A 22,864-nucleotide genomic window follows, 5' to 3' on the forward strand; every position below is an offset into this window, starting at 1 on the left:
GCGGGTTCTTGTACTGTTCTTATTATGGTTGGCGTTGAACGAGCTGCGATCTTACACAAACCGCTGATTTGGCCAAACTGCTCCGTGGCTTCTTTCGCCAGGTCGTACCGGGCAAGCACTGGCCTGGCTGAATGTAGTGGATGCACAACCCGATGAGCGACAGGGCGGGAGGTGAATATTTATACAGTAGACGTTTGCCCCTTTACCGGCCTGCCCCTAGAATGGCCGGATGCACACAGATGACCTCTCCCTCCTGCTGAATTCCCTCAACGATGCCCAGCGCCAGGCCGTCGCCGCCACGCTTGGGCGTCAGCTGGTGCTTGCTGGCGCCGGTTCCGGTAAAACCCGCGTGCTGGTGCACCGCATCGCCTGGCTGATCCAGGTCGAGCAGGCCTCGCCGCACTCGATCCTGTCGGTGACCTTCACCAACAAGGCTGCCGCCGAAATGCGCCAGCGGATCGAGCAGTTGCTGGGTATCAACCCGGCCGGCATGTGGGTGGGTACCTTCCACGGCCTGGCGCACCGCTTGCTGCGGGCGCACTGGCAGGAAGCGCGCCTGGTGCAGAACTTCCAGATTCTCGACAGCGATGACCAGCAGCGGCTGATCAAGCGCGTCATGCGCGAACTCGGCCTGGACGAGCAGAAATGGCCGGCGCGCCAGGCCCAGTGGTTCATCAATGGGCAGAAGGACGAGGGCCTGCGCCCACACCATATCCAGGCCAGCGGCGACCTGTTCCTGCAGACCATGCGGGATGTATACAGTGCCTACGAGCAGGCCTGTGAGCGCGCCGGGGTCATCGACTTCTCCGAATTGCTGCTGCGCGCCCTCGACCTGTGGCGCGACCACCCAGGCTTGCTGGAACACTACCAGCGGCGCTTCCGCCACCTGCTGGTGGACGAATTCCAGGACACCAACGCCGTGCAGTACGCCTGGCTGCGCCTGCTGGCGGGCAAGAACGGTGGCAGCCTGATGGCGGTGGGCGACGACGACCAGTCGATCTATGGCTGGCGCGGCGCCAAGATCGAGAACATTCACCAGTACACGGCCGACTTCCCTGACGCCGAGATGATTCGTCTGGAGCAGAACTACCGCTCCACCGGCGGCATCCTCAAGGCTGCCAACGCGCTGATTGCCAACAACAGCGGGCGCCTGGGCAAGGAGCTGTGGACCGACATGGGCGAAGGCGAGCCGCTGACGCTCTACGCCGCCTATAACGAACACGATGAAGCGCGCTATGTGGTCGAGACCATCGAGAGCCTGATCAAGCAAGGCAGCGCGCGCAGCGATATCGCCATCCTGTATCGCTCCAACGCCCAGTCGCGGGTGCTGGAAGAAGCCCTGCTGCGCGAACGCATTCCCTACCGCATCTACGGTGGCCAGCGCTTCTTCGAACGTGCCGAAATCAAGAATGCGATGGCATACCTGCGCCTGATCGAAGGCCGCGGCAACGATGCGGCACTGGAGCGGGTGATCAACGTGCCGCCCCGTGGCATTGGCGAGAAAACCGTCGAAGCCATTCGCGAACATGCCCGCCACAGCCAGCTGTCCATGTGGGAAGCCATGTGCCAGCTGTTGGCCGGCAAGGCGTTGAAAGGCCGCGCCGCCTCTGCCCTGGGAGCCTTTATCGAGTTGATCGAAGGCCTGGCCAGCAAGGTCGCGGACATGCCGTTGCACACCATGACCCAGACAGCCATCGAGCAGTCTGGCCTGATCATCTATCACCAGGAAGAAAAGGGTGAAAAGGGCCAGGCACGGGTAGAAAACCTTGAAGAACTGGTCAGCGCCGCGCGCAACTTCGAAACCAGCGAAGACGACGCCGACCTGTCGCCGCTGTCGGCCTTCCTTGGCCATGCCTCACTGGAGGCTGGCGATGCCCAGGCGGACGAGCACGAAGACAGCATCCAGTTGATGACGCTGCATAGCGCCAAGGGCCTGGAGTTCCCCTACGTATTCCTGGTGGGCATGGAAGAAGGCCTGTTCCCTCACAAGATGAGCCTGGAAGAACCCGGCCGCCTGGAAGAGGAACGCCGCCTGGCCTACGTGGGCATCACCCGCGCCATGCGCCAGCTGATCATGACCTATGCCGAGACTCGCCGTCTTTATGGCAGCGAGACCTACAACAAGGTGTCTCGTTTCGTACGCGAGATTCCGAGCGGCCTTGTTCAGGAAGTACGCTTGTCCAACAGCGTCAGCAGGCCGTTCGGCGGCTCGACGAGCACCAGCAGCAACCTGTTTGCCAATGCGGCCATTCCACAGACCGCCTTCAGCCTGGGCCAGCGAGTGCAGCACGCGGTGTTTGGCGAAGGGGTGATCCTCAATTTCGAGGGGTCCGGTGCCCAGGCGCGAGTGCAGGTAAACTTTGCCGAAGGCAGCAAATGGCTCATGCTGGGGTACGCCAAGCTCGAGGCCATCTAAACGCCTCGTAACACTCCAGGCAAAAGCTGGAAACATCTTGTCGCTGGTCATGTGCACAGGAACCTGTGCACCATGACGCGCGTGCAATCCACAACAGGGGAAATCCCATTTATGCAACGTTTTCTTAGCATCGTACTGGCGCTTTGCGTCGGCCTGACGCTGAGCCTGGACGCCAACGCCAAGCGTTTTGGCGGCGGCAAGAGCTCGGGCGCCGCACCTATCCACCAGACCCGCCAGGCTACGCCAACCACGCCTGCTGCCGCGCCGACCGCTCCAGGCCGCGCCCCGGCCGCCGCCAGCGGTGCTTCGCGCTGGCTGGGCCCACTGGCCGGCCTCGCCGCTGGTGGCCTGTTGGCTTCCATGTTCATGGGTGACGGCTTCCAGGGTCTGCAGATCATGGACTTCCTGATCATGGGTCTGATCGCCTTCCTGGTGTTCCGCTTCATTGCCGCACGCCGTCGCCAGCAACAGCCGCACATGGCCGCTCCGGGCCATGCGCCGTTCCAGCGTGAAGCCCATGCTCAGCAGCCAGCCCAACCGTCGATCTTCGGTGGTTCGGCCGCCCCCGCCGCCGCAGCCGCTCCGGTGATCAACGCACCGGCCTGGTTCAACGAGCAGAGCTTCCTGGCCGCAGCCCGCAGCCACTTCCAGTCGCTGCAGCAGCACTGGGATGCCAACGAGATGGACAAGATCGCCGAGTTCGTCACCCCGCAGATGCTTGAATTCCTCAAGCGCGAGCGCGCCGACCTGGGCGATGGCTTCCAGTCCACCTACATCGATGACCTCGATGTGCAGCTGGACGGTGTCGATGATCGCGCCGACCGCACCGACGCCACACTGACCTTCCGTGGCGTGTCGAAGACCTCGCGCTTCGACCAGGGCGAAGCCTTCAATGAAAGCTGGCACATGGTTCGCGCCCATGGCGAGAACCAGCCTTGGCTGGTCGCCGGTATCCGTCAAAACGGTTAACCGCCGCACGTTGCACAAAAAACCCCGGGCCTGCCTCGGGGTTTTTGCTTTTGCCAGAGCAGACTACTAGGGTATAACGCGCAGCGTTGTCATCAAGGTCAGAGGATGTAAACCGTGGAAGAAGTGATCGAACAACTCCGTGAAGCCAATGAACCCGTGCCGGTGCCGCTGGAGCTTCCCGACGAAGACCAACTGGTCGAGATCGAGGAGCAGCTGTTCATCAACATTCCGTTCGTGTTCAAGGAATTTTTGCTGACGGTCAGCGATGTCGTGTACGGCTCGCTGGAGCCGGTGACCTGCACCGACCCGCATTCGCACACCTACCTGCCTGACGTCGCTGCCAATGCCTGGGATGCCGGTGTGCCGCGTGACCTGATCCCGCTGTGCCAGGATGGCGAAAGTTACTACTGCGTCGAGGAAGATGGCACCGTGGTGCTGATTGCGCCGAAGAAGCCGTTGCCGAGGAGAGCTGGGAATCGGTGTGGCACTGGGCACGGGATGTATGGCTGGAGAGCTGACATCGCCAGCTGTAATGATCCTTCAGAAGTGGCCTCGCTGCTTCGATTCGACGCTGAACGCCAGGGCCGCTTTGCGGCCCGTTTGCGACACATGGGCGCTCCTGCCCAGGCATGCCCTCAATGCGAATGATCGCGGCTGTTCTCCAGCGTCTCCAGCAAGGCGATCTGCATCCGCGAATGCACGCGGATGAACCAGCGCCACAACAACGACACCACCACAGCCGCTACCACGGCAATTACCAGCAACAGCTCGCTGGTCGGCAGAATGCTCGCCGACAACGCCGACAGCAGCAGGAAGATCACCAGCAGCGACAGCAGCGGAATCACCTCGGCAACCACACGACGCACGCGCTGGGTGTGCCGCCCGGCCATTTCCGGTTTCACCCCCATTTCTGCCAACAGCATCGACAATGCCTTGAGCTTGCGATACGCAGCAATCAGGAACGGCAGCGACAGCAGTAACGCCGCACCCCAGATCAACGCCTTCTGTTGGCTGACATCCGTGACCCATTCGTTCAACCAATTGCCGATGTGCCCGGCGAAATAACCACCGCTGAAGAAGATCGCGATCACCAGCGCCAGGTTGACGCCCACCTGCAGCAGGATGCGCCGGATCATCGCCGCCAGCATGGCGCTTTCGCCTTGCGGCTGAATGTTGCGCAACCATTCCCCATATAGTGACAGGACCCGCGCCAGGCGCCTTGGCACGACTTTGCCAAGCTTCAGTGACAGCGGGTCGGCGGCGCGGATCAGGTAAGGCGTCAGCAACGTGGTGATGGCAGAAACCGCCACGGCCACCGGGTAAAGGAAATCGCTGGTGACCTGCAGGGTCATCCCCAGAGCCGCGATGATGAACGAGAATTCGCCAATCTGCGAAAGGCCCATGCCCACCCGTAGCGAAGTACGGCCATCGTTACCGGCGATGAATGCGCCCATACCGCAAGACAGCATCTTACCCAGTACCACCGCAAGGGTGATCACCACGATCGGCCAGGCATAGTCGACCAGCACCTGGGGGTCGATCATCAGGCCGATGGCGACAAAGAAAATTGCGCTGAACAGGTCGCGCACGGGCTCGATCAGGCGTTCGATCTTGAGCAACTGGCGTGACTCGGCCATGATCGCACCGATCAGGAAGGCCCCCAGCACCATGCTGTATTCCAGCTTGACCACCAGCAGGCAGAAACCGAAGCACAGGCCAAGCACTGTGATCAGCAACATCTCGTTGCTTTCGAATTTCGCCACGTAGGCCAGTAGTCGCGGCACGAGAAGGATGCCGATGACCAGTGCGACGATCATGAACAACGACAGCTTGCCCACCGTCGAGAACACCTCGCCCGAGCTGACTGTGCCACTGACGGCAATGCCGGACAGCAAGGCGATGATGCCGATACCGAGGATGTCCTCGACGATCAGCACGCCAAATATCAGCTGGGCGAAACGCTCGTTCTTCATCTTCAGGTCATTGAGGGCCTTGACGATGATGGTGGTCGAGGAAATTGCCAGGATCGCGCCCAGGAACAGCGAGTCCATGGTATTCCAGCCGAACCAGCGGCCGATCTCGAAACCGATCCAGATCATCAGGACGATTTCCAGGAATGCCGCGATAAAGGCCGTGGCGCCGACCTTGAAGAGCTTGCGCAGGCTGAACTCCAGGCCCAGGCAGAACATGAGGAAAATGACCCCCAGCTCGGCCAGGGTCTTGATCGTGTCTTCATCGTGGATCAGGCCGAACGGCGGTGTGTGCGGGCCGATGATGAAGCCGGCGACGATGTAGCCCAGCACCACGGGCTGCTTGAGCCGATGAAAGAGAATCGTCACCACACCGGCGACCAGCATGATAACTGCCAGGTCCTGGATGAAGCTGATGGCATGCATGGCACGATACTCCTTGTCGACTTTGCTGGATGCCTGGGCAGACCGCTCCTCTGCCAAGGCACAGCCGAGCGAGCAGCAAGTACATACTGTATTGAATGCAAGAACGCCCACGTTGCGTGGGCGTAGTCAGGTTAACATCGCACCCTGCCGCAAAAAGGCGGTGCAATATGTAGAAACAGATCGGCCGATCAGCCGCCTCTGATGACGTAATTGGCGTGACCATGGAGCGTCCGGCAACGTCCCGTAAATCAGGAAGGCAAACCTTCTAGAGGGGGAACCAGAAGTGTCAGCAGATACCCGCCCCGATTCAGCGCAACCTCACCGTGAGCACACTATGGAACCTGGAAACGCCCAGCTGAGCATGACCGTCCTGATGACCCCGGACATGGCCAACTTTTCTGGCAACGTACACGGCGGCACATTGCTCAAGTACCTCGACGAAGTGGCCTATGCCTGCGCCAGTCGCTATGCCGGCAGCTACGTGGTGACCCTGTCGGTCGACCAGGTGATCTTCCGCGAGCCGGTACACGTCGGCGAGCTGGTGACATTCCTCGCCTCGGTCAACTACACCGGCAACACCTCGATGGAAGTGGGGATCAAGGTGGTCACCGAGAACATCCGCGAGCGCTCGGTACGTCACTCCAACAGCTGCTTCTTCACCATGGTCGCGGTCGATGACAACCGTCGCCCGGTACCCGTGCCACCCCGCCAGCCGCACTCCAGCGAAGAGAAGCGCCGCTTCCTGCAGGGCCAGCAGCGCCGCCAGATCCGCCAGGAACTGGAAAAGCGCTACCAGGACTTGAAAACCGACTCGATCTAGATCGCCAGGCGCTGCGCCTCGAAGCGCACACGCGGATGGGCGATGCGATCCTGGGCCCGCACCAGCTGCAGTTCATAGCTGGCGCAGGCCTGGGTTTCCAGCAGCACCTCGTGCACGGCCGCAGCGGTGAACTCAAGGGCCTGCTGCCAGCTGTCGCCCAACAGCACGCGGGCCAGGAACAACCCTGAAGTCAGGTCGCCTACGCCGACCGGTTGCCGAGGGAACGCCAGCAGGGGGCGACGCAGGTGCCAGCTTGCTTCGCGGGTCACCAGCAACATCTCGAACATGTCTTCAGCCCGCCCCGGATACGACAGATGCTTGACCAGCAGCACTTGCGGGCCAAGTTCGAGCAGGCTGCGCGCCATGCTCACACAGTCCTCGAGCGATTGCGCCCGACGGCCGCAGAAGCTGTCCAGTTCCAGCTGATTGGGGCACAGGATATCGGCCTTGGCCGCCGCTTCATCGAGCAGGAACTCGCTGACCTCCTGCGGAACGATACACCCCTTCTGCGCATGACCCATGACTGGATCACACAGGTACAGCGCCTTCGGATTTACAGCCTTGATGCGATCGACGCCGGCCAGGATCGCCCGGCCCTGCTCGGCGCTGCCCAGATAGCCAGACAGCACGGCGTCGCAGTGGCCCAATTCGCCGATGTTGGAAATACCTTGCACCAACGCAGGAATTTGCGCAGGAGCGAGCACTTCGCCCGCCCACTGGCCATACTGAGTGTGATTGGAGAACTGTACGGTATTGAGGGGCCAGACATTGACCCCGATACGCTGCATGGGGAACACCGCAGCGCTGTTGCCGGCGTGGCCGAATACCACGTGGGACTGGATGGCGAGCAGGTGCGGGGTACGTTTCATGCGGGAGGATTCCAAAGCTGTTTCAAGGATTGTGCAGCGCGCAGTATGGACTCGATTGCCACCTGTACGACAGGCCAGGGACGCAGTTAAGCTGGTTTGACCTGTTTGGAGCATACGTAAATGTTGACCCTGGAGAATCTCTTCGTCCTGATGTTGCTGGCCACGGCAGGCGCTTGGTTATGGCACAACCACGGGCTGCGCGAAAAGGCCCTGGAGCGGGTCAAACAGCATTGTGCAAAGCTCGACCTGGAGCTTCTGGATGACGCCGTTGCGCTCAAACGCATCGCGTTCATCCGCGATGCAAACGGCAAGAAGCGCCTGGCCCGCGTCTATGCCTTCGAGTTCACCGTGACCGGTGAACAGCGCCACCCTGGTACCGTGACCCAGTTCGGCGCCCACAGCGCCCAGATCGAACTGGCCCCCTACCCATTCGAGATCAAGACGCCACCAAGGGCTGACAATGTGATCGAGATGCAGCAGTGGCGTCAGGAGCACAATCGCTGGCGCAACTGACCCTCAGATCAGGCTATCCGCCAGAGCCTTTCGTAGCAGCGGCTCTGGCTGCACCTGTTCGAAGATCAGCTCGATGCGCGAATCCTTGCGCCATTCGCTCGGCTGCCACTGCACCAATTCACCATTGAGCCCATTGAATGACTGCCATCCATCGGCACTGTGGATAACACCCTTGGCACGCCGCCACGGCCAGGCCGAAAGAAACGCCTGTATACGTTGTGGTTCGAATCGCTGACTGGGGTGCCAGCGCCAGCCGATGCTCCACCCTCCATCCCCCTCCTGGGCCGCACAAATCGGCAGGGAAGGATCTATCCACAGGGCTGAAAGCGTTGTGGATAGACTTGTCTTGGGCAAATCATCAACCGAACCGACATTCATTTGATGTGTGGATGAAACAGGCAGTGTTTCGAGCTCGACCAACCCCTGCTGGGTCCAAAGCGTGCGGGTGCGGGAAAAATTGCTGTTTATCAACAGCTTGGAATTTTCATCCACAGCGTCGGCCTTGTTCAGCACAACAAGAGATGCCGCTTGCAAAGCCTGTTGCTGAGCGTTTGCCAACGGCTCACCTCGGGCCAGTGCCTGAGCATCCAGCACTATCACCAACGGCTGCACTGCCAGCACCCCAACCCAAGGTGCCTGCTTCAACTGGTCCATCAACTGCACAGGATGACCAAGCCCGGAAGGCTCGATAAACAAGCGGTCAGGCCGAGCCTTGCGCAGCAGGCGGCCGAGGCCGACCTGGAACGGTGTACCGTTCACGCAGCACAGGCAGCCGCCTGCCACCTCGCCGATGGCAATACCGTCCTCGTCGCGACTGAGCAACGCCGCATCAAGGCCGACCTGGCCAAACTCGTTGACCAGCACAGCCCAGCGTTCGTTTGCAGGGCGCCGGGCCATCAGCTGGCGGATGAGGCTGGTCTTGCCCGCCCCCAAGGGACCGGCGACGACGTGGGTGGGGATGTTTTGCAGCATGCCAGCACTTCTAAGCGGAATTCACTCCACTATGACCCGTCAGGCCAGCCAGTCAAGGCTGAGCAGCAGACGCCGCTGGTCACTGGGCGGCGAGCGGTGGATAAGTCCCGCACCTTCATTGCCCAGCCATTTCTCTCCTTTGACAACTGCCACCTCACCCGCCTGCAAGACGCGAATGTTATCCACAGGCGCCGCGGCCAAGTGCAGACCAACTCGTTCTATTGCGCCTTCTTCCAGCCATTCACTGCCAGGGCCGACGTAAGTGGTGAGCAAGCGCAAAGGCACGTTATCCACATGGAAGCGCGGGCACATGGCACCTTGCAGCACCCGCAGCCGCAGCCCCACCCGCCGCGCCCCGACCAGGCAGGTGTAAGCCGATACCAGCCACATCACATCGGCCACAAACCCCTCGTAGCCATGCAGGTCGGCAGCCTCCTGCAGTAAGCCAGGCAATTGCGGCGGCTCGTGCTCGTTCACATCGAGCACGCGCTGGTCAGCCAGGGACCGACCGAGGCTGACCGCCAAGGTGGCAAAATCTTCGACCTGCGCAGGCAAACGGCGCTGCCAGACAGCCAGGTTAACGCCATCTTCGAAGATTTCGGTGAGCACCTTGGGTGCCTCACCAAAGGCCTGGCGGATAACCCGCGGGCACGCCAGGTTCATGCTGCTTCCTCGGCCTGCCAGGGACCGAACGGATCTGGCAGGCGCAGCCAGGCCATCGGCCCGAGTGCCATTTCCTCATCGGTCAGCAGGCAGGCGTCCAGCTCTGTGGATAACTGCACGAAGTCGATGTTCTGCCCGATGAATACCAACTCCTGGCGGCAGTCACCGGTTTCAGCGTGCCAGTGCTTGAGAATATCCGCTGTGCTCTCCTCGTCCTGCGGCCAATGCTCGCGGGGAACAAAACGCCACCAGCGCCCGGCCAGGCCATGACGCATCATGCCGCCCGCCTGCGACCAGCTTCCGGCTTCCTGGAACTTGCTGGCCAGCCAGAAAAACCCTTTGGAGCGCAGCAGCCGGCCGTTGCTCCAAGTGTTGTGGATAAAGTCAAAGAAGCGTTGTGGATGCAGGGGACGACGGGCTTCCCACGTACTCGCCGCGATACCGTACTCCTCGGTTTCCGGTATGTGCTCGCCGCGCAGCTCTTGCAGCCAGCCTGGTGCCTGCGCTGCCAGGTCGAAGTCGAACAGCCCGGTATCGAGAATCCGCGCCAGCGGCACCTGGCCCATGACCATTGGCACGATCTGCGCGCGGGCATTGAGGCTTCGCAGAATGGCGGTGAGTTCTTCGCGCTCGTGCTGGCTGATCAGGTCGATCTTGCTCAGCAGCAGCACATCGGCGAACTCGACCTGTTCGATCAACAGGTCGCTGATGGAGCGCTCATCGTCTTCCCCCAGCGTCTCGCCGCGGCTGGCCAGGCTGTCGGCTTGCTGGTAATCGCGCATGAAGTTCAGGCCATCGACCACGGTGACCATGGTGTCCAGGCGCGCCATGTCGGACAGGCTACGGCCTTGCTCATCGCGGAAGGTGAAGGTCTCGGCAACCGGCAGCGGCTCCGAGATACCGGTGGACTCGATCAGCAGATAGTCAAAACGACCTTCCCCGGCCAGTCGCGCGACTTCCTCCAACAGGTCTTCACGCAAGGTGCAGCAGATGCAGCCGTTGCTCATTTCAACCAGTTTTTCTTCCGCGCGGTTGAGGCTGACGTTGCGCTGCACTTCGCTGGCGTCGATGTTGATCTCACTCATGTCATTGACGATGACCGCGACCCGAAGGTTGTCGCGGTTACGCAGTATATGGTTGAGCAAGGTGCTCTTGCCGGCACCCAGGAAGCCGGACAGCACGGTGACAGGGAGGCGGTTGGACATGGTGAACCCTCTTCAGGCGGACGCACTCGAAACGATGCATTTGCATAATGTTATAAAGTAACAATACAATTTCGCCAAGCCATACTCGTCGCAATCGTATTTCGGAGATGGAAATGAATCTGCCACCTGCGGCCCTGGCGCTGCTGCTCCTGACGCCTGTGCCCGCCCTGGCATTGGCTTCAGGTAGTTCGCTGGTGCTGTGCACCAGGAGCGCAACGTTGCTCGCCTGCCAGGACGGCAACGGCAGTTACTACAGCGTGCGCACTGAAGGCAGCCATTTCTACCTGCGCGGCTTCGACACTACGACGCGTCGTCTCTGGTCCCAGACAAACAGTCGCTACGGCCCATTGACGTTCTTTACCGGTTTGGCCAGTGATGGCGAAGCCTGGTTCGGCTACAGCCGACGGGTTGGCTGGACCACGTTGAATCGCGTGTCCAGTTCCAGCGGCCAGCGTTTCAATTTGCATTGCAGCCTGGTCGGCGGATGTCGCTGACCCTATTTCTGGTAAACCCCATGACTAGCCTGATGCTCCCGGACATTGCCACCCAGCCCCAAGCACACGCCATCCCCCTTGATTGGGTCGGCATGCGCGGTATCGCCGTGCCTATCCAGTTAGACGGTCGTCAGGTGCCGGCCAAGGCCGATGCGGGTGTCAGCCTGGTGGATGGCAATTCCCGAGGCATCCATATGTCTCGCCTATACCTGGCACTGGAATCGCTGGAAGCGCAGCCATTGACGCCCTTGGCCATTCGCCGTCTGCTCGCAGACTTCCTCACCAGTCACGAGGGGCTTTCCAACGCGGCTTATCTCAGCCTGAATTTCCAGCACATGCTAAAGAGGCCCGCATTGGTAAGTCCATTGGCGGGTTGGAAGCGTTATGCAGTCAGCCTCGAAGCGCGGATTGCAGATGAAATGTTCCACGTGGAACTATCCGTTCGTGTGCCTTATTCCTCAACGTGCCCCTGCTCGGCAGCCCTTGCAAGGCAACTGATTCAACAGCAGTTCGAGGCTGACTTCGCCGGGCAGCACCTCGAGCGCAGCGCGGTACTGGAATGGTTGGGCACCAGCCAAGGCATCGTCGCGACACCGCATAGCCAGCGTAGCCAGGCGATGGTCAGCGTGCGCCTGCAAGATAGACTGGCGTTGCTGCCCATTACTGAATTGATAGACCGGATTGAGGCTAGCCTGGGTACGGCTGTGCAGACCGCAGTAAAGCGTGCAGACGAACAAGCGTTCGCTTTGGCCAACGGGCAGAACCTCATGTTCTGTGAAGACGCTGCTCGGCGACTGCACCAGTCGCTGCAGCAGTTGGAGTGGGCGACGGCCTTCAAGCTGCGCGTGGAACATGCAGAGAGCCTGCATGCCCACGATGCGGTAGCCAGCAGCCAGTGGCAGTGGTGAGGCTCAGGTGCGAGGTTTGACTGTTCCACAGTCGTTGCCGAGCCATACGGCACGGGTATTCATGCTGCCCTGTTGCTGAACGCCCGAGGCATTGAAGGTGCCGTTGACCTGGGTGGTGAACTCCTTGTCACTGAGGAAAGTCGCCTGGCCAGTGCCCTGAGCCTTCGGGCAACTGAACTGAAACTTCCAGACATTACCCGTTCGGTCGGTGATCTTCTGAGTGCATCCAGACTTAGGATCCTGCAGGGGGATATCGTTGGTCTGCACCTGTTCACGCGTCAGACAGGAGCGCACGCCATTGCCGCCAATCGTAACGCCCTGCTTGGCCAATACCCCTTCCATCATGGCCCGCTGTTCAGGGGGCAGGTTCTTCAATTGCCCGAGCATGAACTGCATATCGGGTAATGGCTTGCCATCGACCTGCATCTTGCTGGTAGTCAATTCCCACAAACCAGGTTGCAACATCTGCGCATTTACCAGTGGGCTGCTCAGGCCCAAGGCCAGGGCCAACAGTGGCAGACGAATCTTCATGTAAGGACGCTCCTCGTAAAGCCGGCCAACGGGCCGGGCTCAGCCTTAGACGCCAAATCCGCTTTCAGGTTGCAAGGCGGAGGTGGAACGTGTTCTGTTATCCGCTGTGTATTCGGCAAGCAGGATGCGTATGGATTACCACAGCCCCTACTTCTTCGGCTACGTGCTCGGCCTGATCCATTTGCTTGGCATGATCGCCGCGTTGCACGCAGTGTTCACCGTGCGCACTGCCCAAGGTGCAATTGCCTGGGCCATGTCACTGTTCTTCATTCCTTACCTCACACTGATTCCCTACCTGATCTTTGGTGCGAGATCCTTCTACGCCTACATCCAGGCCCGGCGCCAGGCCAACCAGGAAATGCACGTGGCCATGGCCAACCTCAACTGGCGGCCTTGGGTTGAAGAAGCCCTCACCGCCAGAGAGTCAGAAAGCTACGCGGCCTTGCGTGCCATGCCGAAACTTGGACGGATGCCTTGCCTGGCCAATAACGAAGTGAAGCTGCTGATCAATGGTAAAGCCACTTTTGAGGCGATCTTCGCTGCCATCGAGCAGGCACGCGAAGTGGTATTGGTGCAATTTTTCATCATCCACGACGACGGTCTTGGCAAGGAGCTGCAGCAGTTGCTACTGCGCAAGGCGGCTGAGGGTGTGAAGGTATTCGTGCTGTACGACCGTGTCGGCAGCCATGCGCTGCCCGCGAGTTACAGCCAAGCGCTGCGTGATGGTGGTGTGCAGATCCATGCCTTCGCCACCCGCCGCGGATGGTTCAACCGCTTTCAGGTCAACTTCCGCAACCACCGCAAGATCGTCGTGGTCGATGGCCTGCTCGGCTTCATCGGTGGGCATAACGTAGGGGACGAATACCTTGGCAAGGATCCACACCTGTCACCTTGGCGCGACACCCATGTGCAGATCGGCGGCCCGGTGTTGGCCTGCCTGCAGGAGTCGTTTGCCGAGGACTGGTACTGGGCCACGCGCCAGCTGCCTCCTTTGATCCTGCCCGACACCTACCCGGACAACGGTGTACTGTGCCAAGCGTTGGCCAGTGGTCCGGCAGACCCACAGGAAACCTGTTCGCTGTTCTTCATCGAGGCCATCCACTCGGCGAGCAAACGCGTATGGATCACCAGCCCCTATTTCATTCCCGACGAAGCCGTGTTCGCCGCCTTGCGCCTGGCGGTACTGCGTGGCGTGGACGTGCGCGTGCTTATTCCGTCTCGGCCCGATCACAAGATCGTCTATGCGGCCTCCAGCCTGTTTGCGTTCGAAGCGGTACGTGCAGGGGTAAGGATGTTCCGTTATCAGCCTGGCTTCCTGCACCAGAAAGTGGTGCTGGTGGATGACGAGGTCAGCGCGATCGGCAGCGCCAACCTGGACAATCGCTCATTCCGGCTCAACTTCGAAATCACCTTGCTGACGGTGGACCGTCCATTCGCTGATCAGGTAGAGGCAATGCTACTGGAAGACTTTGAACAAGCCCGTGAAATCACTGCTGAAGACAGCCGCGATACCCATCGGATCCAGCAGCTGGGAATGCGCATTGCGCGCCTGATTTCACCCATCCTCTGATCGAAGAAGGGGCCGCTTTTGCGGCCCCTCTGCGATCAGTGATGAAGGCTCAGCGATAAAGGTCTTCCCGCGTCCACGGCAGATCATGGTGCCCATCGGCATACGGTTTCACGGCCAGAATCTGGTGCAGGTTGATCCAGCCCTTCTGGAACGCATAGGCACACCCGGCCAGGTACAGGCGCCAGATCCGCAGGGTTTTCTCCGGCACCAACCCCGCAGCCTTGTGCAGCTGGTTCTCCAGGTTCTCGCTCCAGTGATGCAGCGTCTTCGCGTAGTGAAGACGCAAGCTCTCCACGTCCACCACCTCCAGCCCCGCCTCACAGATGCTGGCGCTGATCATCGACAGGTGCGGCAGCTCGCCATGGGGGAAGACATAGCGGTCGATGAACTCCCCTGCCCCACGCCCGACCGGGCGTCCATCGACATGCTTGGCAGTAATCCCATGGTTCATCACCAGTCCACCTTCGCGGACGGCGCCGAACAGTTTCCGGCAATACAACGCCAGATTGGCGTGCCCGACATGCTCAAACATGCCAACGCTGACTACCTTATCGAAGCGGCCATCCTGAGGCAGGTCGCGATAGTCGAGAATCTGCAGGTCGACCTTGTCGGCCAGGCCTTCTGCCTTGACCCGCTCGCGGCCGAGCTTGAGCTGCTCCTTGCTCAAGGTGATACCGAATACCTTGGCGCCGTATTCTCGCGCGGCGAAACGCGACAGCCCGCCCCAACCACAGCCGACATCAAGCAAGTAGTCGCCGGCTTCCAAGCGCAACTTGCGGCACAAGTGATCGAACTTGTCCTGTTGCGCTTGATCCAGGGTGTTGTCGGGCTCGCGGAAATAGGCACAGGAATAGGCCATGTCCTGATCGAGCCAGAGTTGATAGAACTCATTGGAGACGTCGTAGTGATAAGAAATCGCCTCGGCGTCTGTGCTCTTGTCATGCGCCAGGCGCTGAGGCGGAGCTTCATCCTCTTCGCTCAGCAATGCTTCGCTGAGTTCGTCGCAGACGCGGATGGCTTCGCCAATATCGCCTTCCAGTTCCAGCTTGCCCTCCACGAATGCAGTGCCCAGCTGGTCCATGCTCGGGTGGGTCAGCTGGCTGATCAGCTGTGGCTCCTTGACCAGGATGGTGACCTGCGGACTTGGGCCCAGATCGAACTGGTTTCCATCCCACAGTTTCAGCCGCAGCGGCAGATGCAGGCTCTGCAATGCCGGTGGAAGTTGAGCAAGCATGAACACTCCTCCTATCCCTAAAAGGCTACGACGCCTGACATTTCGAACGTCGCCGGAACAGAGTAGTTCATTCGTGGGAGGTTTCCTCTAGACGAGACCAAGGTCTAGAACCAACTGATCTGATAAGGCAACGGATTGTATACAATCCGCACTTCACAGCTTAACCTTATGCCCCTCTCGCGCTTTCTCATCTGGAGTACAAAACCCATGAAATCCTATGACGTGGTGATCATCGGCGGCGGCCCTGGCGGCTACAACGCAGCGATCCGCGCTGGCCAGCTTGGCCTGAGTGTCGCCTGCGTGGAAGGCCGTGCGACGCTGGGTGGCACCTGCCTTAACGTCGGTTGCATGCCGTCCAAAGCGTTGCTACACGCTTCCGAGCTTTACGAAGCTGCCAGCGGCGACGAGTTCGCCCACCTGGGCATCGAAGTGAAGCCGACGCTAAACCTCGCCCAGATGATGAAGCAAAAGGACGAGAGCGTGACCGGCCTGACCAAAGGTATCGAGTACTTGTTCCGCAAGAACAAGGTCGACTGGATCAAAGGCTGGGGCCGCCTGGATGGCGTCGGCAAGGTCATCGTCAAGGCTGAAGATGGCAGCGAGACCGCATTGCAGGCCAAGGACATCGTCATTGCCACCGGTTCAGAGCCCACTCCCCTGCCCGGCGTGACCATCGATAACCAACGGATCATCGATTCCACCGGTGCCCTGGCCCTGCCCCAGGTCCCCAGGCACCTGGTGGTAATCGGTGCGGGCGTTATCGGCCTGGAACTGGGTTCGGTATGGCGCCGCCTGGGCGCACAGGTCACCGTCATCGAGTACCTCGACCGCATCTGCCCGGGCACCGATGAAGAAACAGCCAAGACCCTGCAAAAAGCGCTGACCAAGCAAGGCATGGCCTTCAGGCTCGGTAGTAAAGTCACCCAAGCGCAGACGCAGGCCGAAGGTGTCAGCCTGACCCTGGAGCCGGCTGCGGGTGGGGCCGCCGAAACGTTGCAGGCCGACTACGTCCTGGTCGCCATCGGCCGTCGTCCTTATACCAAGGGCCTGAACCTTGAAAGCGTCGGGCTGGAAACCGACAAGCGCGGCATGCTCAGCAACGAGCATCACCGCACCTCGGTAGCAGGTGTATGGGTGATTGGCGACGTCACGTCCGGCCCGATGCTGGCGCACAAGGCCGAAGACGAAGCGGTCGCGTGCATCGAGCGGATTGCCGGCAAACCGCATGAAGTGAACTACAACCTGATTCCGGGCGTGATCTACACCCGTCCGGAGCTGGCTACCGTTGGCAAGACCGAAGAGCAGCTGAAGGCCGAAGGCCGCGCCTACAAGGTCGGCAAGTTCCCCTTCACCGCCAACAGCCGTGCCAAGATCAACCATGAGACCGAAGGCTTCGCCAAAGTCATCGCCGATGCCAATACCGATGAGGTGCTCGGTGTGCACCTGGTCGGCCCGAGCGTCAGCGAGATGATCGGCGAGTTCTGCGTAGCCATGGAATTCGCCGCCTCGGCTGAAGACATCGCCCTGATCTGCCATCCGCACCCAACCCGCTCCGAAGCCCTTCGCCAGGCAGCGATGAACGTGCACGGTATGGCCATGCAGATCTGATCCATCTGGCTCCGCCGGTTTTTTCGAAATACCATTGATGCACGTTTTCGATCAAACCAGCGGGGCCCACCGGGTGAGCATCAATTTCGATCTGAACGACCTGCAGGCGTTTCGTGCAGTGGTCGAGCAAGGCAGCTTCCGCCGCGCCGCCGATACCATTCGCATCACCCAATCGGCGCTGAGCCGGCGTATCGAAAAACTCGAATCGGCATTGGGCGTGAAACTGCTCGAACGCACCACGCGCAAGGTGTCGCTGACCAATGTCGGGCGTGCCTTTCTACCTCAGGTCGAGCGCCTGCTGGACGACCTCGACCTGGCGCTGCTCAGCGTCGGTGATGGTGGCTCGCTGCGTACCGGCACCCTGACCATCGCCTGTGTGCCGTCAGCCGCCTACTACTTCATGCCCCATGCCATTCGTGCCTTCCATGGGCAATACCCGAAAGTGCGCATCAACTTGTACGACGCCTCGGCCAACGAAGTGAGTGCCGCCGTAGCCTCCGGCGAAGCGGACTTCGGCCTGAGCTTCACCGGCAATCTCGCACCGGAGATCGAGTTCAGCGACTTGCTTGAGGAACGCTATGTCATCGCCTGCCGCCACGACCACCCGTTGGCCAAGCAGGACACGGTGACCTGGGCGCAAGCCTACGAACATGAGTACATCAGCCTGAGTAAGTCGTCTGGCAACCGCCTGGTCCTGGATCGGGCGCTGGCCGGCATGCAGGTGAGTAGAGAGAGTGTTTGCGAGGCCAGGCATGTGACCACCCTGCTGGGCCTGATCGAAGCGGGCCTGGGAATTGCCGCGGTGCCGTCGATTGCGCTGCCGCTGTCACCCCATCCAATCCTGGCCAGCGTTGCACTGGTCGAACCGCAGGTCAGCCGCAAGATGGGCCTGCTCAAGCGCCGCGGCCGCACACTCACGCCTGCGGCACTCGAGATGGTAAGGCTGATCCGGGAGTTGCCCGGCGTATTACCGGGCGACTGAATCCAGGCCGGTAGCACGTACGTCAGGCTGCGCGGCAGGTGAGGCCAGGTACTGCAGAAGCTTTTTTGCCTCGGCGGGGTGCTCGGCGCCTTTTGGAACAGCGGCAGCGTAGCGGGTCACCGACTGCAGGCTTTCCGGAATCTTGCCAACCAAGGTCACACCCGGCACCGGCAGCAACTCGGCAACCTGCTGGAAACCAAGCTCATAGGTGCCCTGAGCCACCTGCGAGGCCACCGGTATGCGCTCGACCATAGTGCTCTTGCCGACCAGGCGGTCCTCGATACCCAGCTTCTTGTACAGCTCCGTCTTGATATAGACGCCACTGGCGCTATCCGAATAGGCCACCGATTTTGCCGCCAGCAGCGTCTGCTTCAGCTGATCGGGGGTACCGATCTGCGGCTTGGGCTGGCCCTGCTTGACCACCATACCGATGCGCGAGTCGGCAAGCTCGACGCGCGAAGCCGGGTCGACCTTACCCTGACGGATGAGCTCGTCCAGCGCATAGCCGACCATGATCACCACGTCAGCGTGCTCGCCGCGAGCGAGGCGATTGGGGATCGCCTCGGGTGCCTTGCCCATCGAGGGCCCGAGCACGGTGACCAGTGTATCGCCGCTCTGCGCGGCATACTTGGGCCCCAGTTGCTTGTAGGCGGCGGTGAAGCCGCCCGAGGTCATAACGGTCAGTTCAGCAGCCTGGGCAAGGCTGCAGCCAGCCAGGAGAGCAGCGGTCAGTAACGCTTTCATCGAGTTCCTCATACAGCCACCGGTGTGCGGTGGGCAAAGCGACGGTACAGCATCCAGGTAGCGACGAATGCACAGAGCGCGGCAAACATCATCCAGTAGGCGGGTGCCGCCTTGTCATTGGTGACATGGATCACCCACGTCGAGATTGCCGGGGTGAACCCGCCGAACAGGGCAGTCGCCAGGCTGTAAGCCAGCGAAAAACCTGCTACACGGACTTCCACCGGCATGATTTCGGTCAGCGCCGGGATCATCGCACCGTTGTACATGCCGTACAGGAACGAGAACCACAGCAGCACTTCAAGCATGTGGCCGAAGGTCGGCGCCTGGGCCAGATAGGTCAGGGCCGGGTAAGCGGTGATCAAGGTCATCAGCGACATGACCAACAGCAGCGGCTTGCGCCCCAAGCGATCGCTGAGCGCACCGCCGATGGGCAACCAGATGAAGTTCGACACCGCAGTCAGCAACGTCACCAGCAGCGCATCACCGGTACTCAGTTGCAGCACAGTCTTGCCGAAGGTCGGCGCGTATACCGTGATCATGTAGAAGGCAGTGGTGGTCATGGCCACCATCAGCATGCCGTACAGCACGATGCCGGAATTGGCAGCCAGCGTCGCCAGTACCTGTTTCATGGTTGGGCGATGTTCGCGGGCGGCGAACTCCTCGGTTTCCTGCAGGCTGCGACGCAGCAGGAAGATCACCGGGATGATCATGCAGCCAACAGCAAACGGTACCCGCCAACCCCACTCGCTGAGCTGGTCAGGCGTCAGCCACTGGTTGAGGGCAAAGCCGAGCGCCGCAGCGACGACGACCGCCACCTGCTGGCTGGCGGACTGCCAGCTGGCGTAGAAGCCCTTGTGCCCAGGCGTGGCCATTTCGGCCAAATACACAGATACGCCGCCGAGCTCCGCGCCGGCCGAGAATCCTTGCAACAAGCGCCCGATGAGTACCAGCGCCGGGGCCAGAAGTCCGATGCTCTCATATCCGGGCACCAGCACGATCAGCAGGGTCCCACTGGCCATGATCGCCAGGGTTACGATCAGCCCTTTGCGCCGGCCTACGTCATCGATGTAGGCCCCGAGGATCACCGCACCCAGTGGGCGCATGAGGAAGCCTGCGCCAAACACGGCGAAGGTCATCATCAACGAGGCGAATTCATTGGACGCGGGAAAGAACGCCGCCGCGATATGCGTGGCATAGAAGCCGAACAGGAAGAAGTCGAACTGTTCGAGGAAGTTTCCGGACGTGACCCGGAAGACCATACCGGCCTTGGACTTGCCCTCGGGCACCGAGTGTGATGGCAGACTCATGGTGTGGATCTCCAGCGTTTCTTAATAATTGTAAGTGCTTATTTCGAGAATCATCGTCGAAAGCGGCGCTGGAGATAATCGTTCATTTTTCATTAATTGATGCACAGGGGCGATCAATCAGGCGAGCACTGCGCTTGTTTGAAGCAGACAGTGAACTCGGTTCAGCATTTCTTGAGCGTTTTAATTGTCCTGTCTTGTGGAACAATCATTCACTTTCAGACCCAATTGTCTTGATCAGCTCTTAGCTCCAGAATGGCCCCATACCGCAGACAACGCCACCGAGCACAGCGCGGTGAGCCATTCGAACTCAAGCATCAGGAGCTATTAAATGATCAATTTCACAGGTACAACTGCAGTCGTAGGTCGCGTGTTGCTGGCCGTGCTATTCCTGCTGAGCGGCTTCAGCAAGCTGACCTCGCCGGAAGGCACCATTGCGTATATCGAATCAAGCGGCCTGCCCTTCCCGGTACTGAGCTACCTGGCAGCACTGGGTGTTGAACTCGGTCTTGCAGCATTGCTGATCATCGGCTTTCAAACCCGCATCGTCGCGGTGGTCATGGCGCTGTTCACCGTAATGGCAGCCTTCGCTTTCCATAACAACCTGGCGGACCAAGGGCAGTTCATCAACTTCTTCAAAAACCTCTCGATCGCAGGTGGCCTGTTGCAGATTGCAGCGTTTGGCGGCGGTGCGCTGAGCGTGGATGCGCTGCCGGCGCGGCGGGCAGGCAAGACGGTGTTGAAAACGGCCTGAAGGCAAACTGAAGTTCAGAGCTGGGGTAGCCAGGCCAAAAACTAGTTCGCTTTAGCATGGTAGGGCGCGTTAACAGTGTAAAGGCGCACTTGGGTATCGCCGACTTTCAGCATACTGACCTTGTTCCAATTGTTCGGTATGGAAGCGAAATCATCAGGCGGTTCGCTGTTACTTATCAACCAGACTCTGCTTTGGCTGACGGGTAGTTTTTCAAGGCTGTCGAGGTAGATTTTATCGGCATCATTGTTCACCAGCGTGCCGAATCCATAGTTACCTGGCCGACCCGACGCGCCGTCGGCCAAGGGTGGCGTATAGAGCAGTGGAACCGAACCGGTCTTATTGTAGTAGACGTAGCTGAAATACCAGAAAAGATCGCTGACGACGATACGGTCATCAGTACGATAATTTTCATTTACGAAGTTGACCAGCTTGTCGAACTGATCATCATCCTTTTGGTAATAACTGCTCAGGCCAACCACCTCTACGACCAATAAGGCCGCCAGTGTGATGAGGGCGGTGTAGCGATAATGACGCTTCATTCGCTCAATGGCGACTGCCAGCACGATCGGTAAGCCCAGGGCCGAAAACATCAGATAGCGCTCGACCAGAAGAGGCGTTATCCATGAGATTGAAAACACGACGATCAACGGTAGAAACGTATATATCGCCATGAGCACTAGGAATTTATGGCGGCTTCGATCATGCAGACACTCAGCGCCCGTTACCAGCGCCAACGCCAGTGGCAGAGCAAGGTAGACTGGCCATGCCAGGTTCAGGCCATCGGAGAGAACCATAAACTGCCAGATTGTCGATGGCAGGGAATACAGTGTAACGGGCAGTATCCAGCCAATGTCACCACCCGCCTTGAGTTGGTCAAGGTGCTGCAGCAGGTCTATCAAGCTGGGGATCCACGGGGTATATAGCAGGACGATCATGCCGTTGGCTATCCACCATGCTGGCCGAGCGACCAGGCGCTGTTTTTCACCTCGTACAAGCAATAGATAAGCCCAGTGGGACAGTACGCAAAGGCCCGTGAAATAATGCGTATAGAAACTTGCCGCCATTAACAGTACATAGACGAAAAGGTAGCGGTGTCGCTCAGGATTTTTTATCCAATATACAAGCGCAATGGTTGCTCCCAGCAGCAAGAAACCCATCAGGGCGTACATGCGCGCTTCCTGACTATAACGCACGGCAATGGGCAGCAAGGCCAACATGACACCGGCCATTACTGCTGCGCGACGTGTGGCAACCAGGCAAACCAGCCACATGCTCAGGGCTACAGTACCGACACCGGTCAGCACGCTGATGAACCGGACCGAGAAGACACTGTCCCCGAATGCGCCTATCCAGGCATGTAGAAGGAGAAAGTAAAGGGGTGGGTGTACGTCATGGGCGCTGTGGGTCCAGATGAGCGAGGGTGAGTACTGGCTCATTAACAAACTAGAGCCCTCATCGCACCATATCGCGGAGGCCGTTGAGCCATATACTCGAGCCAGCATGGCGAGTAACAGGATGGGCACCGGCCAGAGTCTCTCGGCCCATAGGGCGAGTGTCCCGAACTTGATCATAGTGCCGGGAACTGAGGCTTGCGCGCTGACGTTGCGTTCGTGAAACCTCATGGTTCCTCCAGCCCAGCGCAGCCGTTGTGAGCGCTTTTTACCCGACGTATTGCAATCACTGGGTCAATCGATCAGCGCCAGGCATTCCTCATGGAAATCGTCAAAACCTGAGTACCACTGTCAAAATGTAGTACACGATTACCTGCCTGCTGCTTATCGAGGACCTTCGGCAGCGCTTGTCGCTTGCTCAGCGTGGCCAGCGGCTGGGCCCTGTAGCACTCGATGACCGCTGCGCAACCATTGATTTCTGTGTCGAACCTTTGAGGGAAGATTGTGCCTGCGGATACGTT

20 protein-coding genes and 1 pseudogene are annotated in these 22,864 nt (G+C 59.9%); 11 read left to right on the forward strand and 10 right to left on the reverse strand.

The window, feature by feature from the left end:
• Nucleotides 1-229 precede the first annotated feature (229 nt).
• The 3 genes and pseudogenes from uvrD to APH33_RS08910 all read left to right on the forward strand — a co-directional run bounded on the left by uvrD (nt 230) and on the right by APH33_RS08910 (nt 3,903).
• The gene (gene uvrD / locus APH33_RS08900) at nt 230-2,416 is read left to right on the forward strand and encodes a DNA helicase II (RefSeq protein WP_054884781.1); all 2,187 of its coding nucleotides are present in this window, start codon (nt 230-232) and stop codon (nt 2,414-2,416) included.
• A gap of 111 nt (nt 2,417-2,527) precedes the next feature.
• Complete coding sequence (locus tag APH33_RS08905; RefSeq protein ID WP_054884782.1) at nt 2,528-3,385, forward strand: Tim44 domain-containing protein; 858 nt, start codon at nt 2,528-2,530, stop codon at nt 3,383-3,385.
• A 114-nt stretch (nt 3,386-3,499) separates the two neighbouring features.
• Nucleotides 3,500-3,903: pseudogene (locus tag APH33_RS08910) on the forward strand (SMI1/KNR4 family protein).
• Between the two features lie 117 nt (nt 3,904-4,020).
• On the opposite strand, the gene APH33_RS08915 reads toward APH33_RS08910, so the two are convergent.
• Complete coding sequence (locus APH33_RS08915) at nt 4,021-5,781, reverse strand: cation:proton antiporter (RefSeq protein WP_054884783.1); 1,761 nt, start codon at nt 5,779-5,781, stop codon at nt 4,021-4,023.
• A 334-nt stretch (nt 5,782-6,115) separates the two neighbouring features.
• Here APH33_RS08915 and APH33_RS08920 point away from each other — a divergent pair, with 334 nt between their 5' ends.
• On the forward strand, nt 6,116-6,601 hold the full coding sequence (locus tag APH33_RS08920; RefSeq protein WP_016394349.1) for an acyl-CoA thioesterase: 486 nt from the start codon (nt 6,116-6,118) through the stop codon (nt 6,599-6,601).
• Here APH33_RS08920 and pdxY read toward each other — a convergent pair.
• On the reverse strand, nt 6,598-7,470 hold the full coding sequence (pdxY, locus tag APH33_RS08925) for a pyridoxal kinase PdxY (RefSeq protein ID WP_054884784.1): 873 nt from the start codon (nt 7,468-7,470) through the stop codon (nt 6,598-6,600). The two genes, APH33_RS08920 and pdxY, sit on opposite strands and share 4 nt — an antisense overlap.
• A 120-nt stretch (nt 7,471-7,590) precedes the next feature.
• Here pdxY and APH33_RS08930 point away from each other — a divergent pair, with 120 nt between their 5' ends.
• Complete coding sequence (locus tag APH33_RS08930) at nt 7,591-7,983, forward strand: DUF3301 domain-containing protein (RefSeq protein WP_054884785.1); 393 nt, start codon at nt 7,591-7,593, stop codon at nt 7,981-7,983.
• Nucleotides 7,984-7,986: 3 nt separating this feature from the next.
• Here the strand turns inward: APH33_RS08930 and APH33_RS08935 are convergent, their stop codons facing one another.
• From APH33_RS08935 to zigA, 3 genes are read right to left on the reverse strand one after another with little or no spacing between them, the layout of a single operon-like run.
• Nucleotides 7,987-8,955, reverse strand: a complete 969-nt coding sequence (locus APH33_RS08935; RefSeq protein WP_054884786.1) for a GTP-binding protein — start codon at nt 8,953-8,955, stop codon at nt 7,987-7,989.
• A gap of 39 nt (nt 8,956-8,994) precedes the next feature.
• On the reverse strand, nt 8,995-9,618 hold the full coding sequence (locus APH33_RS08940; protein ID WP_054884787.1) for a DUF1826 domain-containing protein: 624 nt from the start codon (nt 9,616-9,618) through the stop codon (nt 8,995-8,997).
• Nucleotides 9,615-10,823 carry a zinc metallochaperone GTPase ZigA gene (gene zigA, locus APH33_RS08945; RefSeq protein ID WP_054884788.1) on the reverse strand — a complete coding sequence of 403 codons (1,209 nt, stop codon included), beginning with the start codon at nt 10,821-10,823 and terminating at the stop codon, nt 9,615-9,617. Before zigA ends, APH33_RS08940 begins: the two co-directional genes overlap by 4 nt.
• Before the next feature lie 113 nt (nt 10,824-10,936).
• Here zigA and APH33_RS08950 point away from each other — a divergent pair, with 113 nt between their 5' ends.
• Both APH33_RS08950 and folE2 read left to right on the forward strand, forming a co-directional pair.
• Nucleotides 10,937-11,317, forward strand: coding sequence for a hypothetical protein (locus tag APH33_RS08950; protein WP_054884789.1), 381 nt, complete (start codon nt 10,937-10,939; stop codon nt 11,315-11,317).
• Nucleotides 11,318-11,337: 20 nt separating this feature from the next.
• Entirely contained in the window at nt 11,338-12,225 is an 888-nt protein-coding gene (gene folE2, locus APH33_RS08955) for a GTP cyclohydrolase FolE2 (protein ID WP_054884790.1), read from the forward strand.
• Nucleotides 12,226-12,228: 3 nt separating this feature from the next.
• Here folE2 and APH33_RS08960 read toward each other — a convergent pair whose 3' ends face one another.
• On the reverse strand, nt 12,229-12,756 hold the full coding sequence (locus tag APH33_RS08960) for a DUF3617 domain-containing protein (protein WP_054884791.1): 528 nt from the start codon (nt 12,754-12,756) through the stop codon (nt 12,229-12,231).
• A 130-nt stretch (nt 12,757-12,886) separates the two neighbouring features.
• On the opposite strand from APH33_RS08960, the gene cls reads away from it, so the two are divergent.
• Nucleotides 12,887-14,326 (forward strand): cardiolipin synthase, encoded by a 1,440-nt coding sequence (cls, locus tag APH33_RS08965; RefSeq protein WP_054884792.1) that lies wholly within the window; start codon nt 12,887-12,889, stop codon nt 14,324-14,326.
• Nucleotides 14,327-14,375: 49 nt separating this feature from the next.
• Here cls and cfaB read toward each other — a convergent pair whose 3' ends face one another.
• Entirely contained in the window at nt 14,376-15,560 is a 1,185-nt protein-coding gene (gene cfaB, locus APH33_RS08970; protein WP_054884793.1) for a C17 cyclopropane fatty acid synthase CfaB, read from the reverse strand.
• Between the two features lie 207 nt (nt 15,561-15,767).
• Between cfaB and lpdA the strand changes: the two genes are divergently transcribed.
• Nucleotides 15,768-17,168, forward strand: coding sequence for a dihydrolipoyl dehydrogenase (gene lpdA / locus APH33_RS08975; protein WP_054884794.1), 1,401 nt, complete (start codon nt 15,768-15,770; stop codon nt 17,166-17,168).
• Nucleotides 17,169-17,241: 73 nt separating this feature from the next.
• Nucleotides 17,242-18,150 carry a LysR family transcriptional regulator gene (locus tag APH33_RS08980; protein ID WP_054884849.1) on the forward strand — a complete coding sequence of 303 codons (909 nt, stop codon included), beginning with the start codon at nt 17,242-17,244 and terminating at the stop codon, nt 18,148-18,150.
• On the opposite strand, the gene APH33_RS08985 is transcribed toward APH33_RS08980, so the two are convergent.
• Nucleotides 18,136-18,906, reverse strand: a complete 771-nt coding sequence (locus tag APH33_RS08985) for a substrate-binding domain-containing protein (protein ID WP_082433507.1) — start codon at nt 18,904-18,906, stop codon at nt 18,136-18,138. The genes APH33_RS08980 and APH33_RS08985 overlap by 15 nt on opposite strands.
• Complete coding sequence (locus APH33_RS08990) at nt 18,903-20,201, reverse strand: MFS transporter (RefSeq protein WP_054884796.1); 1,299 nt, start codon at nt 20,199-20,201, stop codon at nt 18,903-18,905. The genes APH33_RS08985 and APH33_RS08990 overlap by 4 nt, the downstream gene beginning before the upstream one ends.
• A 328-nt stretch (nt 20,202-20,529) precedes the next feature.
• Here APH33_RS08990 and APH33_RS08995 point away from each other — a divergent pair, with 328 nt between their 5' ends.
• Nucleotides 20,530-20,952 carry a DoxX family protein gene (locus APH33_RS08995; protein ID WP_054884797.1) on the forward strand — a complete coding sequence of 141 codons (423 nt, stop codon included), beginning with the start codon at nt 20,530-20,532 and terminating at the stop codon, nt 20,950-20,952.
• A gap of 41 nt (nt 20,953-20,993) precedes the next feature.
• On the opposite strand, the gene APH33_RS09000 is transcribed toward APH33_RS08995, so the two are convergent.
• Nucleotides 20,994-22,574 (reverse strand): glycosyltransferase family 39 protein, encoded by a 1,581-nt coding sequence (locus APH33_RS09000; RefSeq protein WP_054884798.1) that lies wholly within the window; start codon nt 22,572-22,574, stop codon nt 20,994-20,996.
• Between the last annotated feature and the right edge of the window lie 290 nt (nt 22,575-22,864).

The organism is Pseudomonas sp. NBRC 111130 (genome assembly GCF_001320485.1).
Lineage (GTDB): Bacteria > Pseudomonadota > Gammaproteobacteria > Pseudomonadales > Pseudomonadaceae > Aquipseudomonas > Aquipseudomonas vlassakiae.

What these genes read in the sequence shown, in the direction of transcription:
- pdxY (WP_054884784.1), bottom strand. Translation starts at nt 7,470, where the DNA reads ATGAAACGTACCCCGCACCTGCTCGCCATCCAGTCCCACGTGGTATTC.
- uvrD (WP_054884781.1), top strand. Translation starts at nt 230, where the DNA reads ATGCACACAGATGACCTCTCCCTCCTGCTGAATTCCCTCAACGATGCC.
- APH33_RS08915 (WP_054884783.1), bottom strand. Translation starts at nt 5,781, where the DNA reads ATGCATGCCATCAGCTTCATCCAGGACCTGGCAGTTATCATGCTGGTC.
- cfaB (WP_054884793.1), bottom strand. Translation starts at nt 15,560, where the DNA reads ATGCTTGCTCAACTTCCACCGGCATTGCAGAGCCTGCATCTGCCGCTG.
- folE2 (WP_054884790.1), top strand. Translation starts at nt 11,338, where the DNA reads ATGACTAGCCTGATGCTCCCGGACATTGCCACCCAGCCCCAAGCACAC.
- APH33_RS08990 (WP_054884796.1), bottom strand. Translation starts at nt 20,201, where the DNA reads ATGAGTCTGCCATCACACTCGGTGCCCGAGGGCAAGTCCAAGGCCGGT.
- zigA (WP_054884788.1), bottom strand. Translation starts at nt 10,823, where the DNA reads ATGTCCAACCGCCTCCCTGTCACCGTGCTGTCCGGCTTCCTGGGTGCC.
- APH33_RS08985 (WP_082433507.1), bottom strand. Translation starts at nt 18,906, where the DNA reads ATGAGGAACTCGATGAAAGCGTTACTGACCGCTGCTCTCCTGGCTGGC.
- APH33_RS08920 (WP_016394349.1), top strand. Translation starts at nt 6,116, where the DNA reads ATGGAACCTGGAAACGCCCAGCTGAGCATGACCGTCCTGATGACCCCG.
- lpdA (WP_054884794.1), top strand. Translation starts at nt 15,768, where the DNA reads ATGAAATCCTATGACGTGGTGATCATCGGCGGCGGCCCTGGCGGCTAC.
- APH33_RS08905 (WP_054884782.1), top strand. Translation starts at nt 2,528, where the DNA reads ATGCAACGTTTTCTTAGCATCGTACTGGCGCTTTGCGTCGGCCTGACG.
- APH33_RS08930 (WP_054884785.1), top strand. Translation starts at nt 7,591, where the DNA reads ATGTTGACCCTGGAGAATCTCTTCGTCCTGATGTTGCTGGCCACGGCA.
- APH33_RS08950 (WP_054884789.1), top strand. Translation starts at nt 10,937, where the DNA reads ATGAATCTGCCACCTGCGGCCCTGGCGCTGCTGCTCCTGACGCCTGTG.
- APH33_RS08995 (WP_054884797.1), top strand. Translation starts at nt 20,530, where the DNA reads ATGATCAATTTCACAGGTACAACTGCAGTCGTAGGTCGCGTGTTGCTG.
- APH33_RS09000 (WP_054884798.1), bottom strand. Translation starts at nt 22,574, where the DNA reads ATGAGGTTTCACGAACGCAACGTCAGCGCGCAAGCCTCAGTTCCCGGC.
- APH33_RS08960 (WP_054884791.1), bottom strand. Translation starts at nt 12,756, where the DNA reads ATGAAGATTCGTCTGCCACTGTTGGCCCTGGCCTTGGGCCTGAGCAGC.
- APH33_RS08935 (WP_054884786.1), bottom strand. Translation starts at nt 8,955, where the DNA reads ATGCTGCAAAACATCCCCACCCACGTCGTCGCCGGTCCCTTGGGGGCG.
- APH33_RS08940 (WP_054884787.1), bottom strand. Translation starts at nt 9,618, where the DNA reads ATGAACCTGGCGTGCCCGCGGGTTATCCGCCAGGCCTTTGGTGAGGCA.
- cls (WP_054884792.1), top strand. Translation starts at nt 12,887, where the DNA reads ATGGATTACCACAGCCCCTACTTCTTCGGCTACGTGCTCGGCCTGATC.